13 protein-coding genes are annotated in these 15,080 nt (G+C 69.6%); 5 read left to right on the top strand and 8 right to left on the bottom strand.

The window, feature by feature from the left end:
- The first annotated feature begins 121 nt into the window (after positions 1–121).
- Complete coding sequence (locus ACQPYS_RS08890) at positions 122–1,723, top strand: DUF2339 domain-containing protein (RefSeq protein ID WP_433492269.1); 1,602 nt, start codon at positions 122–124, stop codon at positions 1,721–1,723.
- 62 nt (positions 1,724–1,785) lie between these two features.
- Here the strand turns inward: ACQPYS_RS08890 and ACQPYS_RS08885 are convergent, their stop codons facing one another.
- Both ACQPYS_RS08885 and ACQPYS_RS08880 read right to left on the bottom strand, forming a co-directional pair.
- Entirely contained in the window at positions 1,786–3,075 is a 1,290-nt protein-coding gene (locus ACQPYS_RS08885) for an adenosylmethionine--8-amino-7-oxononanoate transaminase (protein WP_433492268.1), read from the bottom strand.
- Positions 3,076–3,254: 179 nt separating this feature from the next.
- Positions 3,255–3,689 (bottom strand): MarR family winged helix-turn-helix transcriptional regulator, encoded by a 435-nt coding sequence (locus tag ACQPYS_RS08880; protein WP_433492267.1) that lies wholly within the window; start codon positions 3,687–3,689, stop codon positions 3,255–3,257.
- Between the two features lie 29 nt (positions 3,690–3,718).
- Here ACQPYS_RS08880 and ACQPYS_RS08875 point away from each other — a divergent pair, with 29 nt between their 5' ends.
- Both ACQPYS_RS08875 and treY read left to right on the top strand, forming a co-directional pair.
- Positions 3,719–4,276, top strand: coding sequence for a cupin domain-containing protein (locus ACQPYS_RS08875; RefSeq protein ID WP_063036450.1), 558 nt, complete (start codon positions 3,719–3,721; stop codon positions 4,274–4,276).
- 222 nt (positions 4,277–4,498) lie between these two features.
- Positions 4,499–6,901 (top strand): malto-oligosyltrehalose synthase, encoded by a 2,403-nt coding sequence (gene treY / locus ACQPYS_RS08870; protein WP_433492266.1) that lies wholly within the window; start codon positions 4,499–4,501, stop codon positions 6,899–6,901.
- A gap of 11 nt (positions 6,902–6,912) precedes the next feature.
- Here the strand turns inward: treY and ACQPYS_RS08865 are convergent, their stop codons facing one another.
- Both ACQPYS_RS08865 and ACQPYS_RS08860 read right to left on the bottom strand, forming a co-directional pair.
- A complete protein-coding gene (locus tag ACQPYS_RS08865; RefSeq protein ID WP_431940935.1) occupies positions 6,913–8,325 on the bottom strand; it encodes an amidase in 1,413 nt (470 codons plus the stop codon).
- A 136-nt stretch (positions 8,326–8,461) separates the two neighbouring features.
- A complete protein-coding gene (locus ACQPYS_RS08860) occupies positions 8,462–8,692 on the bottom strand; it encodes a hypothetical protein (RefSeq protein WP_433492265.1) in 231 nt (76 codons plus the stop codon).
- A gap of 158 nt (positions 8,693–8,850) precedes the next feature.
- Here ACQPYS_RS08860 and ACQPYS_RS08855 point away from each other — a divergent pair, with 158 nt between their 5' ends.
- On the top strand, positions 8,851–9,285 hold the full coding sequence (locus tag ACQPYS_RS08855) for a nitroreductase family deazaflavin-dependent oxidoreductase (RefSeq protein WP_063036459.1): 435 nt from the start codon (positions 8,851–8,853) through the stop codon (positions 9,283–9,285).
- A 109-nt stretch (positions 9,286–9,394) separates the two neighbouring features.
- The gene (gene ilvA, locus ACQPYS_RS08850) at positions 9,395–10,750 is read left to right on the top strand and encodes a threonine ammonia-lyase IlvA (RefSeq protein WP_433493001.1); all 1,356 of its coding nucleotides are present in this window, start codon (positions 9,395–9,397) and stop codon (positions 10,748–10,750) included.
- Between the two features lie 4 nt (positions 10,751–10,754).
- Here the strand turns inward: ilvA and ACQPYS_RS08845 are convergent, their stop codons facing one another.
- The 4 genes from ACQPYS_RS08845 to ACQPYS_RS08830 form a co-directional block, all read right to left on the bottom strand.
- Positions 10,755–11,978, bottom strand: coding sequence for a serine hydrolase domain-containing protein (locus ACQPYS_RS08845; protein ID WP_433492264.1), 1,224 nt, complete (start codon positions 11,976–11,978; stop codon positions 10,755–10,757).
- A 243-nt stretch (positions 11,979–12,221) separates the two neighbouring features.
- Positions 12,222–12,971 carry a FadR/GntR family transcriptional regulator gene (locus ACQPYS_RS08840; protein ID WP_431940938.1) on the bottom strand — a complete coding sequence of 250 codons (750 nt, stop codon included), beginning with the start codon at positions 12,969–12,971 and terminating at the stop codon, positions 12,222–12,224.
- Between the two features lie 55 nt (positions 12,972–13,026).
- Positions 13,027–13,884, bottom strand: a complete 858-nt coding sequence (locus ACQPYS_RS08835) for an HpcH/HpaI aldolase/citrate lyase family protein (protein WP_063036467.1) — start codon at positions 13,882–13,884, stop codon at positions 13,027–13,029.
- Entirely contained in the window at positions 13,881–15,044 is a 1,164-nt protein-coding gene (locus tag ACQPYS_RS08830; RefSeq protein ID WP_433492263.1) for an acyl-CoA dehydrogenase family protein, read from the bottom strand. The genes ACQPYS_RS08835 and ACQPYS_RS08830 overlap by 4 nt, the downstream gene beginning before the upstream one ends.
- Between the last annotated feature and the right edge of the window lie 36 nt (positions 15,045–15,080).

The raw sequence follows: 15,080 nt of genomic DNA, 5'->3' as shown, positions 1-15,080 counted from the left end.
CAGCGGATACCCGGCCGCGTATCCCGTATATCGAGGTCGCCCGCCCGCCCCACCGGGGCCCCCTCATCGCGGCCCTGCCCGTTCAGCTGCGCGCCGCACACCGTGGTGGCAACGTGAAGGCGTGATCAGCCGGTTGCTCGCGGTGGCGGGGGTGGCGGTGACCCTGATCGGTGTCGTGATGCTGCTGGTGCTGGCCGCCCAGGCCGGTATCTTCGGTCCGGTCCCCCGGGTCGTCGCCGGGGCGGTGTTCTCGGCGGCCCTGGTCGGCGCCGGGATGCGGGTGTACCGGCGCACCGGCGGCCGGGTCGGCGGAGTCGCGCTGGCCGCCACCGGTTTCGCCGGCGCCTATCTGGATGTGATCGCGACGACCACGATCTACGACTGGTTACACCCGGTACCGGGCTTCGCCGTCGCACTGGGTGTCGCCGCGGCCGGGGTGGGCCTGGCGGTGCAGTGGCGTTCCCAGGCCCTGGCGGTTCTCGTCGTCGCGGGCGCCGCGGTCCTGGCCCCGTTCGTCAGTACCGAGCTGTCGCTGCTCGCGTTCCTGATCGTGCTGCAACTGGCGTGTGTGCCGGTGCAGTACCGGTACGACTGGCCGTTCCTGCATCTGGTGCGCACGGTCCCGGCCGTACTCGCCACCCAGATCGCCGTCGTCGCCGTGGCGATCGGCACCGACGATCCCGGCCGGAAGGTGCTGGTACTCGTGGCCGCTGCCGCGGTCGCCGCGGTGGGCCTGGTGGGCACCGTCGTCGTGGTACGGCACCGCCCGGGCGATATCGTGGCCACCCTGACCTGTGCGCTGGCCACCACTCCGTTGCTCGCCGCGTCCGCTCTGTTCGACCGACCGTCCGCCACCGCGATCTCGTCGAGTTACGCCGTCGTCCTGCTGGCGCTCGCCGCGACCGCGTTGCTGCCGAAGGTGCGCGATATCGTCCGCGTACCCGGCCATACCGCGACCGTCGCCGCCGTCGCCGGTTCGTTCGCGCTACTGGAAACCCTCTGGGGCGTGACCACCGAATCGACACTGGCCCTGGGCCTGTTCCTCGTGGCCGCCTGCTATCTGGCGATCGCGGGCCGCACCCGTAACCGGGTCGCGGCGGCGCTGGGCGCCGGGTACGCCGCCCTCGGCGGGCTCGCTTTCCTGGCGGTCGCCGGACCGAACACCCTGTCCACCGAACGGATCGCCGTAGGCGGACTCTCGGCCGGGACCGCGGCCTCGGCGATCGCCGGGCTCGGCGTGGTCGCGGTCGCGCGGTGGGGTTCGGGCCGGTTCATCGCGCCGCGGCATCCCGGCGAAGCCACCGACTCCCGCGCTACTCTGCTGTGGGTCGGCGGCAGCGTCGCGGCCCTCTATCTGGTGACCGCCACGACCGTATCCCTCGGGGTGGTCTCCGGTTTCGCCGACGGTTTCGTGATCGGCCACAGTATCGCCACCATCGTCTGGATGGCCGGTGCGCTGGCCGCCCTGCTGTACGGGCTGCGCCGGCTGAGCGGGGGAACGCCGACGGCGGCCAAGGTCGCTTTCGGCTCCGGGCTGCTGGTGACGGCCGCGGCACTGGCGAAGTTGTTCCTGTTCGATCTGGCCACGCTCGGCGGCCTCGTCCGGGTGACCGCGTTCCTAGTGGTCGGGGTGCTGTTGCTCATCGCCGGCACCCGCTACGCCCGGGCATTCGCCGAAAACGGCGCCTACCGGACCGATTCCGGCCCCGCGGCCCCGTACTGATCCGACCGACACCCGCCGCGACCCGGCCTCGGTGGCATCTCGCCACCGGGGCCGGTGCCGGTTCAGGAATCCGCGCGGGCCGCCGCGACCATGGCGGCGGCGACGGTCGCGATATCGGCGTCGTCGCTGATGTAGGGCGGCATCGCGTAGATCAGGTTGCGGAACGGCCGGATCCAGGCGCCCGCGGCGACGGCGGCCGCGGTGGCCGCGCGCATATCCACCGGCCGATCCAGCTCGATCACTCCGATACCGCCCAGCACCCGTACCTCGGTCACTCCCGGCAGCGCCCGCGCCGGGGCCAGCCCCGCACGCAGGCCGGCGCCGAGCCGGGCCACCTCGGCCTGCCAGTCGCGCGCGAGCAGCAGTTCCACCGACGCGACCGCGACGGCACAGGCCAGCGGGTTGCCCATGAACGTCGGGCCGTGCATGAGTCCGCCGTGCGCGGCGCTGACGGATTCGGCGATCTCGCTCGTGCACAGTGCGGCGGCGAGGGTCAGGTACCCGCCCGTGAGCGCTTTGCCCACACACAGGACATCCGGTGCGACCCGCGCCTGCTCGGCGGCGAAGAATGTGCCGGTCCGCCCGAATCCGGTGGCGATCTCGTCGAACACCAGCAGGACCCCGTGCTCGTCGCACAGCCGGCGCAGGTCGGCCAGGTAGCGGGGATCGTGCCAGCGCATCCCGCCCGCCCCTTGGACCACCGGTTCCACCACGATCGCGGCCAGCTCGGACGCGTGCCGGGCGACGGCTCGTTCCAGCTCCCGCACATAATCGTCGCGGTAGTCCCGGGGTGGCGCGGAGACGAAGAGCTGTTCGGCCAGGACATCGGTCCACAGCGCGTGCATGCCGCCCTCCGGATCGCACACACTCATCGGTGTGAAGGTGTCGCCGTGGTATCCCCCGCGCCAGGTCAGCAGCCGGCGCTTCGCCGGGCGCCCCACCGATCGCCAATACTGCAGGCACATCTTCACCGCGACCTCCACCGAGACCGAACCGGAATCGCAGAGGAACACCCGGTCCAGCCCGTCGGGGGTGTGCCGCACCAGCAGTTCGCACAATCGGGCCGCCGGTTCATGGGTGAGCCCACCGAACATCACATGGCTCATCCGGCGCGACTGCGCCACCAGCGCGTCGTCGAGGACCGGGTGACGGTAGCCGTGTACCGCGGCCCACCATGAACTCATTCCGTCCACCAGTTCGCGGCCATCGGCCAGCGTCAGCCGGGTTCCCGCGGCCTCGGTGACGACCAGTGGTTCGGTGGAGGGCGGAAAGCCGCCGTAGGGATGCCATACAAAGCGCGCGTCGAGGTCGGAGATCTGCGCGGCGGTGAGTCCGGCGGGGGCGTCGAGCACGGCGATCCTCCACGTCGTAGCGCGACCGCGTTCGGCCGCACGAAACCTTGAACGCCGTTCAAGTTACCAACCCCGGACATAGCGGACCCACAGCAGGCCCCCGACGCGCAGCCGCGGGGATATCGGCACCGCCGGAGGAGCGGCCGCCGGAGACCAGGCCGTCCCGCCTACCTCGCTCGTCACCCCACCCCGTCCAGCACCGCCGCCACCCGGGCCAGCAGCCGCCGCAGCTCCAGCGCCCCGTCCTCCCCCACATCCGCCCGTATCCGATCCTCGATCCGCGCGATCCGCTCCCCGGCCATTTCGAGCGCGGCGAGCCCGGTCCCGGTGCAGACCACGCGCCGGGCCCGCCGGTCCTGCGGATCGATTTCCCGGCGAACCAGCCCGGCCAGCTCCAACTGGCCCACCAGTTCGCCCATCGACTGCTGGGTCATCCCGGCGGCTTCCGCCAATTCCCCCACCCGCGATCCCGCCGGATCCAGATACCGGAAGACCGCGTAGTGCGCGGGGCGCAACTCCGCGGCCAGCCGCGGCCGCAGTTCGGCGTTCAGTTCCGTTTCGACGGCCCGGGCGGCCAGTGTGAGGAGTTTCAGCAGCGACGGGGTCGTTGACATATTACAAAGGTAACCTTTCTAATAGAGGCATGTCGGATCGGGTCATCTCCTTTCGCAACGGTCACCGCGTCACCGTGGTCGACGAGGGCACCGACGCACACGGCCCCTATCTGCGGTTGCGTCACGAACTCCCCACTCCCGGCCGGCAGGCGGGCCCGCACTGGCACCCCGTGATCGGCGAGAGCTGGACGGTGCGGCGCGGCTCGCTCGGCTTCCGCGTCGACGGCCGCGAACTCACGGCCGGCCCCGGCGATACGGTGCGCGCGCCGGCCCGCACCGTCCACGAATTCCGGAGTGTCGCGCCCGATACGGTGCTCGACCACGAGATCCGCCCACCGCTGCGACATCTGGAGATGTTCGCACTGTGGAGCGCCCTGGACCGAGCGGGCGCGACCACCCGCTCCGGCGTCCCACGCAATCCGTTGGCACTCGCCCTGCTCTGGGAACTACAGGACGGCTACCTCGCCGGAATCCCGGCCTGGCTCCAGCGCGCGGTCCTGGGCGGCCTCGCCGCAATCGCCCGGCGAACCGGTTACGCACGCCGCTGGACCGGCCCGGCCGACCGGGGCCGAGCAATCGGCCAGTGACCCCCGGCATCCGCGCGCCGAAATGACGCTAGGGTCATATCCATGGACGCGTCCGACTCGCTGATCGAGGAAGTGACACCGCCGGTGGTGTATCCGCGTGGTATCCGGCCATCGGGCGACGCCGAGCATCCACGCTGATTCCGGCCGTTCCCAGCACCCGCGCGCCGGCCGGCTCCGGCGCTTTCCACCCGCCGCGCTCCTCAGGACCCGACCGAGAACCGTATGCCCGCAGACCCGCCGAGCTTCCGCCGCAACCCGCGCGCCACTCCGGTCCGCAGCACCTATCGGCTTCAGCTGCGCCCGGACGGACTCGTCTTCGCCCAGGCCGCGGCCATCGCGGAATACCTCCAGCAACTGGGTGTCTCGCATATCTACCTCTCCCCGGTGATGACGGCCGCGCGAGGCTCCACCCACGGCTACGACGTCACCGATCCCACCACCGTCTCCGCCGCGCTGGGCGGCCCGCTGGGACTCAAGGCACTCGCCGACGAGGTGCACAACCGTGGGATGGGCCTGATCATGGACCTGGTGCCCAACCATGTGGGGGTCGCCGATCCGCAGCAGAACATGTGGTGGTGGCATGTGCTGCAGTACGGTCGCACCTCGCAATTCGCGTCGTTCTTCGATATCGACTGGAGCCCGGGCAACGGTGTGGGCGGGCGGCTGGCGCTACCGGTCCTGCGCGGCGCGAACGATCCGGCCGCCCTCACCGTCGACCGGTCCGGCCCCGAACCGCTGCTCGCCCTCCACGAACTCCGTTTCCCCATCGCGCCCGGCACCGACGGCGACAACGCACTGCGGATCCACGACAAACAGCACTACCGGCTGGTCAGCTGGAAATCCGGGATCTGCGGATATCGCCGGTTCCTGTCGATCAGCGGCCTGGCGGCGCTGCGCCAGGAGGACCCGGTGGTATTCGAGGCCACCCATCGCGAGCTCGCGGCCTGGTGCGAACACGATCTGATCGACGGTGTCCGGGTCGATCATGTCGACGGCCTCGCCAACCCGGCCGGATACCTCCAGCGCCTACGGCAGCTGATCGGACCCACCCGACTGCTGCTGGTGGAGAAGACCCTCGCCAACCGGGAACCCCTCGACCCCACCCTGCCGATCGACGGGACCACCGGCTACGACGGCATCGCCGATTTCGGCGGGGTGCTGCTCGAACCGGCCGGGGAACAGATCCTCACCGAGTTGTCCCGCCACATCACCGGGCACGGCAGCGATCGGGGGTGGGTCGGCGAGAAGGAACACCGCATCAAGCGCGCGGTCGCGGAGAGCATCCTCGCGCCCGAGATGCGTCGCTTGGTCGCCGCCATCAAAGCCGACGCGGGCGCCGACGATTTCGACACCATGGCGCTCACGAATGCCACCATCGAGGTGCTGTCCTTCCTGCCTGTCGCCCGGGCCGACTACACCCCGTTGTCCGGGATGGTCAGCGCCGTGATCGCCGAGGTGGAGAAACGCAACGCGGAACTACGGGCGCCACTGGCGGTCCTGGTGAGCGCGCTGATCGCCGGCGGTACCGCGTTCACCCGGTTCCATCAGGTGAGCACCGCGATCGGCGCGAAAGCCGTGGAGGACATCCTCTTCTACCGCGCGGTCCGGCTGGTGGTACTACAGGAGATCGGCGGTAACCCGGCACGTTTCGGCCGCAGCGTCAACGAATTCCATCTGGCCAATGCCTCGCGCGCCCGCCGGTGGCCCGCGTCGATGACCACCCTGTCCACCCACGACACCAAACGCGGCGAGGATGTGCGGGCCCGGATCGGGGTGCTGTCCCAGGTCCCCCGGATGTGGGCCCGCGCGGTCGCCCTGTGGCTCGAGAGGCTTCCCCCGCCCGACGGGGCCACCGCACTGTTCCTGCTACAGAACATGTTCGGGATGTGGCCGGCCGATGGACGGCCGGCGCCCTCGGTCCCGGGTCTGCGCGACCGGGTGCACCGGTTCGCCGAGAAGGCGATGCGCGAATCCGGGGAGCACACCTCCTGGGAGGAACCCGATGCCGACTTCGAGAACGCGGTCCACGCCTGGCTCGATCAGGTGATCGACGGGCCGGTCGGCCGCCAGCTCACCGATCTCGCCCACGATCTGGCCCCGCACGCCTGGTCGGATTCGCTGGCGCAGAAACTGCTACAGCTGTGCGCGCCGGGAATCCCCGATATCTACCAGGGGTGTGAGGTCTGGGAGGATTCGCTGGTCGACCCCGACAACCGCCGCCCGGTCGATTTCGGATCCCGGGGCGGGATGCTGCACACCCTCACCACGACACCGCCGCTGGACATCACGGGCGCCGCCAAGATGTGGCTGGTCGCCTACGCGCTGTGGTTGCGGCGGGAACGTCCGGAATGTTTCGTCGGCGGCACCTACACCCCGGTGTTCGGGCACGGTGAGCACGCCGACAAACTCGTCGCCTACGCCCGGGGCCGGGTCGACGCCGACCCGGAGATCATCGTGGCCGTCACCCGGCACAGTGTCGCGATCGGGGAAACCGGCTGGGGCGATACCTATATCGAACTCTCGGGCGGATCGTGGACCGACCGCCTCACCGGGCATACGTTCCAGAACCGGGCCCGCACGGAGAAACTGTTCGCCCGGCTTCCGGTCGCGCTGCTGGTCCGCTGACCGCGCCGCCGTCAGGACCCGGTCGCCGCGGCGTCGATCCGGGGGAACGGCGCCTGCGCTTCCAGCAGGAAACCCAGTTCCAGCAAGGTGCGTTCGCCGCCGTAGGGCCCGCTGAGCATGACCCCGACCGGTAGACCGGTCGCGGTGAGCCCGGCCGGAACGGCCAGGGACGGCGACCCGGTGACATTGTTGATCGGTGTGTAGCCGACGAAGTTCGTGACCCGCTCGATCGACTCGGCGAACGGCACCCCCGGATTCAGGTATCCGATCTCCGGTGTGGTGTGGGTGAGCACCGGCGAGAGCACGGCGTCGTAACGGGTGAGTACCGCGTCGTAGTCGGCGCGGGCCCGGTTCAGCCGGTACAGCGCACCCGGGGTGGCGAACAGCCGCCGGCGGAAGGCGGCGGCCAGTCCCTTGGTGAAGGTCTCCAGCCGGGCGGCGTCGAAGGAACGGCCGTGACTCAGCTTTCCGGTGACCCCCGACATCTGCGCCAGGAACCCCCAGTACTGCAGGAAATCGGCGACGAGTTCCGCCGACACCGGCGAGGGTATCGGCTCGATGGTATGTCCCGCGCTCTCCAGGATCCCGGCGGTCGCGGTCACGGCGGCCAGGGTCTCGGCGTCGGGTTCCAGGCCGTTGCACGCCGTGGTCAGCAGGCCGATCCGCAGTTTCCGGGTGGCGGGCCCCTCGACGCTGCCGATGGGTGGGAGTTTCGGATTGCGCCAATAGGTTTCGGCGGCGGCGTGATAGGCCGCCTGATCGCGCATCGACCGGGACAGCACACCCTCGGAGACGAGTTTGATCGGCAGCTGCCGCGCCTGGGCGTTGTCCAGATGCCGGAACCGGCTGGGTTTCAGCGAGACCAGACCGGCGCAGGCCGCCGGGATACGCAATGATCCGCCCCCGTCGTTACCGTGCGCCACCGGCACCACACCCGCCGCCACCAGGGCGGCCGATCCACCCGAGGAACCGCCGACGGTGTACCCGGTGTTCCACGGGTTGCGGGTCGGGTCACCGTGCTCGAACTCGGTGGTGGAGGTGAAGCCGAATTCGGGCATGGTGGTCTTGCCCAGGATCGTCACCCCCGTACTCAGCAGTTGCGCGGTGAATCGGTCGTCCTTACCGGCGGGATGCGCCGTGATCGCGGCGCTGCCGTGGCGACTCGGCAGCCCGGCCATATCGGCATTGTCCTTCACGAAGGCCGGCACCCCATACCACACGCCGTCTCCGGCGGCGGCCGGTCGCGGCTCCGGGCACCGGTAGGCGATCGCGTTCAGCCGCGGATTCACCACCTCGGCCCGGGCCGAGGCCGCGCGGGCCAGTTCCTCCGGGCTCGCCACACCGGCGCGGACCAGGGCGGCGAGCGCCACCGCATCGTGTTCGCCCAGCGCGTCGTCGGTGAAGGCATGTACTCGATCGGTCATGAATCGGCTCGCGTGTACCTCGGGGACCCGGATATCCGATCCGGAACCAAGTGGACGTGTGTTCAACTCGACCCAGACTAGTACGCGGCGGAACCGCGTGAGTGTTGTCGCGCCCGGCGCGGCACGGCCTCGGCGTCTATCGACGCGCCGAGCGCCACCACCCGGCGGACCACAGCAGAGCACTCACCGCCGCCCCCAGCAGCACCCCGGTCTGCGCCGACCCCAGGACGACCGCCGCCACCAAGAACACCAGCAGCCCCACGATCAGCGCCTCCAGCTTGTACACCGGCCAGCGCGACCCCGCGATATCGACAACCGCCGAGCCGCGGACGGCAGCACGCGGGGCAGTGAGATGGGATGCGGTCATATGATCAGGCTACCCGTGGCGATGGTGTTCGGTCCATCGAACTTTTGTCTTCCGGCCCACACACTCCGCCGTCCGGAGTGGGCGGCCCCACGGGCCCTGTCCGGCCAGGTCGAACCACCCGGGGAACAAGCGGACCCGCACGGGACGTTTTCCCGGATATGCCATTGACTGGAGAATACGCACCGTCCACCTCCGACTGGGCCCGCGAGCAGGCCGAGAAGATCGAGAACTCCGGCGGTACCGAGGGCACCACCATGCGGGGCATGCCGGTGGTGGTGCTGACGACCGTCGGCAACAAGACCGGCAAACTTCGCAAGACCGCGCTCATGCGGGTCGAACACGACGGCGAGTACGCGGTCGTCGCTTCGCTGGGCGGCGCGCCCAAGCATCCGGTCTGGTACCACAATGTGGTCGCCGAACCCCACGTGGAACTGCAGGACGGCACCACCACCAAGGACTACACCGCTCGCGAGGTGTTCGGCGAGGAGAAGGCGCTCTGGTGGGCGCGGGCGGTCGCCGCCTACCCGCCCTACGCCGACTATCAGCTCCAGACCGATCGCCAGATCCCGGTCTTCGTCCTGACCCCGCGCTGACGGATCCGGTTCGGGCGTGGTTCCGGCAGGCCGGTAACACGCTGTCCAGATGAACGAAAGCGCAGGACACGGCCACCCGCCGCGCACTCCGGCCGCGGCGGGTGGCAGCATGGACCGGGTGTCCGATGTGCTCACTCACCTGCCAGAAGCCCGTCCCGCGCTGACCGCGGACGAGATCGACGCCGCAGCCAAACGCATCGCCGACATTATCGAGCCCACTCCCCTACAACTGTGCCCGCGGCTGTCGCAGCTGACCGGCGCCCAGGTGTACCTCAAACGCGAGGATCTCACCGTCGTCCGCTCCTACAAGCTGCGCGGCGCGTACAACCTGGTGGTCCAGCTCAGCGACGCCGAGCGCGCGGCGGGTGTGGTCGCGGCGAGCGCCGGTAACCACGCTCAGGGCGTGGCATTCGCCTGCCGGGCCATGGGTATCACCGGCCGCATCTACGTTCCCACCACCACGCCCAAACAGAAGCGCGACCGGATCCGGGTGCACGGTGGCGAATTCGTCGAACTGATCGCCGTCGGTGAAACCTTCGACGCCGCGGCCACCGCGGCCGCCGACGATGTCCGGCGTACCGGCGCCACCATGGTGCCCCCGTTCGACGACACCCGGACCGCTGCCGGACAGGGCACCATCGCCGCCGAGATCCTCGATCAACTCGGAGCCGCGCCGGATCTGGTGGTGATCCCGGTCGGCGGCGGCGGCTGCCTCGCCGGTATCGGCACCTATCTGCGGGAACGAACCCCGGAGACGGCGATCCTCGCGGTCGAGCCCGCCGGCGCCGCCTCGATGACCGCGGCACTGGTCGCGGGCGGGCCGGTGACCCTGCCCGAGATCGATCCATTCGTCGACGGCGCCGCGGTCCGCCGGGTCGGCCGGGTCCCCTACGAGGCCGTGGCCGGGTTCGGCGGGCGAGTGGTCTCGCACGGCTCGCTGCCGCTGCTCATCTCGACCGAACCCCCCGGCGGCGCCGGCTCCTTCCGGCTGCTGCGGGTGGACGAGGGAGCTATCTGCACCGCCATGCTGGACCTGTACCAGAGCGAGGGGATCATCGCCGAGCCCGCGGGCGCGCTGGCGGTCACCGGGCTGCTGGATTCGCCCCCGGAACCCGGGTCCACCGTGGTCTGCGTGGTCTCGGGCGGGAACAACGATGTGTCCCGGTACGGAGAGGTCATCGAACGTTCCCTGGTGCACCAGGGGCTCAAGCACTATTTCCTGGTGGACTTCCCGCAGGAACCGGGAGCGCTGCGCCGGTTCCTCGACGAAGTACTGGGCCCCGACGACGACATCACCCTGTTCGAATACGTCAAACGCAACAACCGGGAAACCGGTGCCGCGCTGGTCGGTGTCGAACTGGGCGAACGTACCGGCCTGCAACCACTGCTGGACCGGATCGCCCATTCCCCGATCCAGTGCGAACGGCTCGAACCGGGCTCCCCGGCCTACCGCTATCTGACCTGAGCGATCAGGCCGCGGCCTCCCGGGGGGCGGCGCGGCCGATCCGGGCGGCCGTGCGCGCGCCGGACATGACCAGGGGCAGCAGCCAGGCGAACGCGGACTGATCCACGGCCAAGGTCTCCATCGCCAGGCGATTGTGCGCGAACCCGAGCGAGATACCGCTGTCCGGGTCCGCCCAGCCGAACGATCCGCCCAGGCCGATATGACCGAACCCGCGGGGTGCGCCCAGGGTGGGCATGGCGTGATACCCGAGATGCCACAGGGGTCCCATGTAGAGGAACAACCCGGTATCCGGCCGGAACCGTTCGATCCGGCGGATGGCCTGTACGGTGGCGCCGGACAGGTACCGTCGGCCACCGGCGAGCCCGTTGCAGGCCAGTGGTTCGTACACCGCGGCCAGGCCGTTGGCACTGCACACACCGTTGGCGGCCGGCATCTCACTGTCCAGCAGCGGCGGGTTCGGGCCGGTCAGGATGGCCTCGGCACCGGGAATGAACAGGGAGCGGCTGCTGACCCCGAGCGCACCGGGAATGGCCTGCAGCAGGGTGACCAGCCGGGAACCGCGCGGGGTGCCGGCGAAGGAGAAGCCCGCACCGAAGCTCTCGGCCGCGACGGTGACCGAACCCGCGGGCGGGCGGCCCAGGTGCACACCGTCGATGCCCAGCGGGAGCGCGACCTCGCGCTGGAACAGTTCCTTCATACTGACGCCGGTGACCTCCCGGGCCAGCCCGGCGAGCAGCCAGCCGAAGGTCATCGCGTGATAGGCGGGCACGCCGAGCAGCCGGTCCGGGGTGGCGGCGGCCAGCCGTTCGGCCATGAGGTCGTGGTCGAGCAGTTCGGCGCCCTGCGCCGCCAGCGCGCCGACACCGGACAGACCGGCCGAATGGGTGAGTACCTGCCGGACAGTGATCTTGTCCTTGTTGTTACAACCGAACGCGGACCAGTATTCGCAGACCGGGGCGTCGTAATCGATGAGACCGCGATCGGCGAGCCGATGCACAACCGTGGCCGCGATGCCCTTGGTCGCCGAGAACACCACCGCGCCGGTATCCCGGGTCCAGGGCCGGCCCGGCGCGGACTCCCCTGTCCAGATATCGAGAATCGGTTCCCCGTGCCGATACACCGCCAGCGCCGCGCCTACGCCCTTCCGGCCCCCGTAGACCCGGTTGAACGCGGACGTCAGCCGCCGAAATTCTGCTCCGGCGTGGCCGGAATAAGCAACGCTGCTCATCCTTACACAGTAAGGTCATCCGAGGTTTCCGGCAATGTCCGTCCCGGACGGTACGTCTCCGATACACTGCCGCACCCGCGAAGCACGACGTGCCGAAGGACCCCACGCGACCCCTCCCGGCACCTCGCGGGTGATCGTCCGGGACAGCTGTCAACCGGGGAATACGGCCGGAACTCCGCCCGGCCTCCGATGGCGATCACACCGGCGCGGGGGCGTCGAGGCCGCCGATATCGCCCGGAGATCTCACCGAAGTGAGCCGTTGGGTCGTTTGAGGAGATCCATCTGCTTGTAGACGTCACCGAGGTGGTCGAGATGACGGCGCATCAGCGTCATCGCCGTCATCGAATCGCGCTGTTCCACCGCCGCCAGGATCGCCCGATGGTCGGTATCGACACAGTTCCAGAATCCCTCGGGCGCGGTATCGCGGCGGAACCGGCTGCTGAGCACCCGGAAAACCGGAACCGTCACCAAGTCCAGCAGTGGGTTGTCGGCCGCACGCAGTAGCACTCGATGGAACTCGTGGTTGCTGGCGTAGGTTTCCGGGCCGATCGCACCGGTGGGATCGAAGAGCGCGGCGCGTAGTTCGCTGAGCTGGGCTTCGGTGTGCCGGAAAGCAGCGGCACCCGCGGCGGGTACCTCGGTCAGCTGGCGCACCTCCATCAGCTGGTCGACGGTGACGCTGTCGGCGGCGGCCAGGAGCGTGACCCCGGTTTCGAGATGGGCGCTCATCCGGCCGATATTCGGAGTGGACACGAATGTGCCGCCGGTGACACCGCGGGTGGTGTGCACCAGATTCCCGCTTTCCAGCGAGCGGATGGCCTCCCGCACCGTGCTCTGCCCGACGCCGAACTCCGCCCGCAGCTCGGCATCGGGCGGCAGTCTGGTACCCGGGGTGAGCTCACCTTCGAGAATGCGGGCACGCAAGGCGTCGGCGACGACCTCGTAGGCCGGACGCCGGCCGGACTTGTTCACCTCTGCCACCACACCTTTCATTCCGCGTCCGCAGGCGCCGCGGACTCGGTGTCCTCATTACGGGCCCGGGAGCATATCAGTCGATCGGCGTTGCCGGAGCCGGTCGACGGGCCAGTATCCGACGAGCGTGCCGGGCCACGGCCTCGTCGATCAAACGCCCCTCGCGATCCGTCGCGGCACCACCGCCCGCTGCTTCGAAGGCCGTGAGAACGTCGCGCGCCCGATTCACCTCGGCGCTCGTCGGTGTCATACCGTCGCGCGCCGGCGCGAGCTGCCGGGGATGGATACAGGCCCGGCCGTGGAAGCCCGATTCCATCAGGCGCCTGGTCTCCCGGGCGAATCCGGCGGCCTCGCCGACAATCGGCGAAGCGGCCGCCAGCGGGGGACGCAGTCCGGCGGCGGCCGAGGCGGCCACGACCCGGGAACGCGCCCAGAGCAATTCGTCCCCGCCGGTCACGGTGATACCGAGATCGGCGGCCAGATCGACTTCGCCGATCTGGAGGAACGCCACCCGCGGGCCCGCCGCGACGGCGCGCACGTTCCACAGCCCGGTACCGGTCTCGAGGAGCGGCGAGACCGGGGTCCGGGCACGGCCGAAGCGCTTCTCCACCTCGGTGAGCAGCCCGTCGAGACGATCGAGTGCTGCCCGGTCGTCGCATTTGGGCAACCAGATGCCGTCGGCCCCACCGCGGACCGCCGCCGTCACATCGGCGACGAGTCCGGCACCGGGATCGACCCGCACCCAGACCGGCACCTCCGTACGCTCCGGTGATTCCAGCCAGGCCGCGACCGCCCGGCGTGCGGTGTCCTTGGCTGCCAGGGGCACCGCATCCTCGAGATCGAGAACGACCGCGTCGGCACCGGAGGCTGCCGCCTTCGCGAACCGTTCCGGGCGGTCACCCGGAACGTAGAGGTACAGCAGCCCGGTACTCATCCGATCGTCACCGACCCGCCCACCAGGGCCTTCGCTATCACAGTCCGCATGATGTCGTTGGTCCCCTCGCCGATCGACATCAGCGGCGCGTCACGGTAATACCGTTCCACATTGAATTCCGTGGAGTAGCCGTAGCCGCCGTGCACTCGCATGGCCTCCAGGCTCGCGGTGATCGCGGTTTCGGAGGCGAAGTATTTGGCCATACCCGCCTCGGCGTCCACCCGCGCTCCCGAATCCGCTTTCGACGCGGCCCAGTAGGTCATCAGCCGGGCCGCTTGGAGCTGGGTCGCGATATCGGCGAGTTTGAGTTGGATGGCCTGGAATTCGGCGATCGGTTTACCGAAGGCCTTGCGATCACGCGCGTAGGTGAGCGCGGCATCGTAGGAGGCCTGCGCGATGCCGACGCTGCGGCCGGCGATATTGAGCCGGCCGATCTCCAGGCCGGAAAGAGCCTGCTGCATACCCCGGCCCTCCACCCCGCCCAGCAGCGTCGACCGGGGCACGGTGACCTCGTCGAGGAATATTTCACACGATTCGGTCCCCTTGTAGCCGAGTTTGCCGAGATCGCGCGAGACCGTGAAACCCGGTGTGCCGGTATCCACCAGCAGGATGCTCATCCCCTTGTGCGCCGGTGTCGCGGTGGGATCGGTTTTCACCAGCACGGGCAGCACATCGGCGTGCCGGGCATTGGTGATCCAGGTCTTGGTGCCGCGGATGATGTAGTCGTCACCGGATTTCGTCGCGGTGGTGGCGATGCCCTGCAGGTCGGTACCCGCGCCGGGTTCGGTCAGCCCGATTCCGGTACGGCATTCCCCGGATGCCAGCCGGGGCAGCCACCGCTGCTTCTGCTCGGGGGTGCCGTGCCGGGCGATCATCCAGCAGGCCAGGTTGTGGCTGCCCAGGATTCCGGCGATGCCCATCCAGCCGCGGGCCAGCTCTTCGTACACCAGGGTGAACGAGACCATATCGAGTTCGAGTCCGCCGTACTCCTCCGGAGTGGTGATACCGAACAGGCCCATCTCGCGCAGGCGGGCGACGATCTCGGTGGGATAGCGGCCGGAGCGCTCCCATTCGTTGGCAACCGGGATGATCTCCTTGTCGACGAGCTGCCGCAGCGCGGCGCGGAAGGCTTGCTGGTCCTCGGTGAAGCTGAAATCCATGCGTGGGATCCGTTCTGGTCGGGTGACAGCGCCGGG

The organism is Nocardia grenadensis, assembly GCF_050942415.1.
GTDB classification, from domain to species: Bacteria; Actinomycetota; Actinomycetes; order Mycobacteriales; family Mycobacteriaceae; genus Nocardia; species Nocardia grenadensis.
Note: the sequence above shows the minus strand (reverse complement) of the source record. Positions and strands in the feature narration are given on the sequence as shown.

Bases quoted from the DNA above. Each gene is read 5' to 3' on its own strand.
- ACQPYS_RS08845 (WP_433492264.1), bottom strand. From the start codon at position 11,978: ATGAGCAGCGTTGCTTATTCCGGCCACGCCGGAGCAGAATTTCGGCGG.
- ACQPYS_RS08865 (WP_431940935.1), bottom strand. From the start codon at position 8,325: ATGACCGATCGAGTACATGCCTTCACCGACGACGCGCTGGGCGAACAC.
- treY (WP_433492266.1), top strand. From the start codon at position 4,499: ATGCCCGCAGACCCGCCGAGCTTCCGCCGCAACCCGCGCGCCACTCCG.
- ACQPYS_RS08880 (WP_433492267.1), bottom strand. From the start codon at position 3,689: ATGTCAACGACCCCGTCGCTGCTGAAACTCCTCACACTGGCCGCCCGG.
- ACQPYS_RS08835 (WP_063036467.1), bottom strand. From the start codon at position 13,884: ATGAGTACCGGGCTGCTGTACCTCTACGTTCCGGGTGACCGCCCGGAA.
- ACQPYS_RS08860 (WP_433492265.1), bottom strand. From the start codon at position 8,692: ATGACCGCATCCCATCTCACTGCCCCGCGTGCTGCCGTCCGCGGCTCG.
- ACQPYS_RS08840 (WP_431940938.1), bottom strand. From the start codon at position 12,971: ATGAAAGGTGTGGTGGCAGAGGTGAACAAGTCCGGCCGGCGTCCGGCC.
- ACQPYS_RS08855 (WP_063036459.1), top strand. From the start codon at position 8,851: ATGCCATTGACTGGAGAATACGCACCGTCCACCTCCGACTGGGCCCGC.
- ACQPYS_RS08830 (WP_433492263.1), bottom strand. From the start codon at position 15,044: ATGGATTTCAGCTTCACCGAGGACCAGCAAGCCTTCCGCGCCGCGCTG.
- ACQPYS_RS08875 (WP_063036450.1), top strand. From the start codon at position 3,719: ATGTCGGATCGGGTCATCTCCTTTCGCAACGGTCACCGCGTCACCGTG.
- ilvA (WP_433493001.1), top strand. From the start codon at position 9,395: ATGGACCGGGTGTCCGATGTGCTCACTCACCTGCCAGAAGCCCGTCCC.